Origin of the sequence: Legionella nagasakiensis (genome assembly GCF_900639915.1) — a bacterium.
Classification (GTDB): Bacteria; Pseudomonadota; Gammaproteobacteria; order Legionellales; family Legionellaceae; genus Legionella_A; species Legionella_A nagasakiensis.
Genome location: NZ_CAAAID010000026.1, coordinates 1 through 2506 on the forward strand (window position 1 = coordinate 1; position 2506 = coordinate 2506).

The following is a 2506-nucleotide window of genomic DNA, read 5'->3' on the forward strand; positions in this document are numbered from 1 at the left end:
AGACCTCAAAATTCTTTCTTTAGACTTGGTCTTGATTCCTTACGCAATTTTTTAACTAATTTTAAAATCAATTCTAATTTGTTCCTTAAATACTTAAAGTCTATTCATATTAAAACATTGGAGAATTGCTTTTAAAAAATTGTCCCATACAAAGATTCATGTATGTCCAATTATTTCTCTTAATAATTAATTAATAATTATAGTGTAAAATTTATATATAAGCTAATCATTGAGCGGGGTGACATTATGATACGATTTACAGTTAGCAAGCTGTATCAAGTGGGCGAATTTGCTGGTCCGAGACTAAAGGAGGTCTTTATTCCTTTTCGTTATCAGGAATTTAGTTCAACCAGTTCAACCCTATATAGGGGACCAGTTATTGTTGAGCCTCGCGTTAAACATAGAAATGTTGCTTATACAGACGACATGGACAAGAGTGAGGAAGTGCGTCCAAAATACAAAATAATGATTGGTGGCATAGCTACGCAGGCGATGTTATTAAAACAAGCTGAAAAATATCCAGAGATTTGTGAGACGACGACAGTTGTCAGTACTCCATCCTGGTTGTTAAAGCTTCACCCGGACTGGTTCATGCAACCATGGGGCCAGTCAATGAATTATCTTCCTGAGGTAAGCCGACGTATTGTAAAACACTTTTTCTCTAAATTTCCTGAGAATTCTTTAATGAATTTTGAAATGATGGCCAAAGTTGAGGAAGAACAAAGACGGCAATTACGTGAAAGAGGATTTCATTTGATTGAAGATCCTGTTGATCGCATTGAGGCAACTTCAAAGGGTGCGATCATTCACTGGGGCGACATGATAGAAAGAGTTGGTACTGATGAAGATTATGAGATCGTACATACAGGGCGCGTGCCTATTGGGCCAGAAGGAATCCCAGTACAACATTTTGGCGATGCTTATTCAGTATCCAAAAAAGAATCAAACATTCCGCGCATTATAGTAGGAAGCGGATTGAATGCTTACTGGGCGTGTCGTGATTTTAGTAATTTAGGACCCATTGTTCACCTGATTCCTCCGGGTGATAGGGTTTTGCCTGATCTAAAAGGGGTTTTACATGCAGCCGTTCAACTTGAAGAATCTCAAATAGATCCATTACCTGATAAAACTGTCCTCATTATTGGTAAAGATTTATTTAGTGGTAAAAAGATTGAAATGCGTGTGGAGATATCACAAATCTACTCAGCCATGGGCTTTAGGTTAGCTCGTGAATTGGTGACAGGAGAATCAGATAGAGTCAGGTATGTCGATACAGCACCTAACCCAGATGCTATTAAAACATTTGTTTCAGCAGCCGGCGTATCAACAAAAAAAGCTATGGATTTACGAGGTACGGTAGTACCAGATGGTAATATGGCATTAAATTATTTAAAAATTCAAGCAGCGCTTGGTTATTATGATCTTCGTGAATCAAATGCAGTCCTGTTAACAACGGCTTGGGAAAACGCAATCCTCAAGAAAGCCATGAAAATGGGGGTGACGATTGAGCCTGAGTTTTTTGATGCCGTTGAGGACCGAGTAAAACATGGTTTCGAGAAATTCATTCCTTCCGAATCACAGGTTTGGCGGGTTATAAGAAATGCTTATGAGAAGGGTGTACCTAATGGAGAACATCTTGGCGTTACTAAGCCTGTGGCAACAGATAGAGCGGGAAAACCAATTGCCTGGGAAGACTTTAAAAAAATGATTTTAGCACCAACAGAACGTGTTCTGGAAGAGGCCCATATTAAGGATAAGGCAGAAGAGCCTGGAGTGAGGCCAACGATGTGATTGATTAATTTCTGAATTTATCCATATTACTGTGCCACAGGGTTTAATGAGCACATTAATGGGCTTATCTACAAATTCTGTGGATAAGCCTTTTTTCTCTTGGTATTCTTTCTCCATAGAGGAACTAATCTAACGGAGACGATAAAAAAGGGGTTGGCAGGTTGATGTTGGGTTCAATCTGCCAATTATTAATGATAGAACAAGAAGATGGGTTTTTTATTAAGGTCTAGGTGTGTCTAGTAAAGTAATGGATTCATCGAGCAACTCATCAAGAGGCTCACGAGAACGCTTCATAGCCAGAGCTCGATGATGAACGTAAAAGACCGGTTCACCATGGTCGGTTTTACCAGTCACACAATCGATTTCCTTTGGTACTTCATATTCCACGAGTCTTCCAAAATATTTCTCTTTCATGTCTAAAAGAGTTTGTTTTTCTCTTTCGCTTAGTTTGGGTAACGATTCACGTGTGTATACGGGAACACTACCCATGAGATGAGGCTCCTGAACTTGCACGTTAGGTCCTATAAGACGTGTGCCTTCTGGCAAGCGGGTGATTTCCGTTGATATCTCTGCACGGGACATTGCTGCCCGTTGTGCCGCAAGATATTCTTCGCTATGGGGGTGAAAATTAGGTGTTTCGGAAAAAAAACGTAAGCTTGACAAGGCTCTCTGTGCTGTTGGTATAACTGTTCTAAGGGTTGGCAATGCCTCTGTC

The 2506-nt window shown here is 39.9% G+C and carries 2 protein-coding genes; one reads left to right on the forward strand and one right to left on the reverse strand.

All coding sequences use genetic code 11. The features are described 5' to 3' along the window. Window positions 1-246 precede the first annotated feature (246 nt). Window positions 247-1791 (forward strand): hypothetical protein, encoded by a 1545-nt coding sequence (locus tag E1O52_RS12865; RefSeq protein ID WP_133129047.1) that lies wholly within the window; start codon window positions 247-249, stop codon window positions 1789-1791. A gap of 219 nt (window positions 1792-2010) precedes the next feature. Here the strand turns inward: E1O52_RS12865 and E1O52_RS12870 are convergent. Beyond that, a partial coding sequence (locus E1O52_RS12870; RefSeq protein ID WP_207384209.1) for a hypothetical protein occupies window positions 2011-2506 on the reverse strand: 496 nt, incomplete at its 5' end.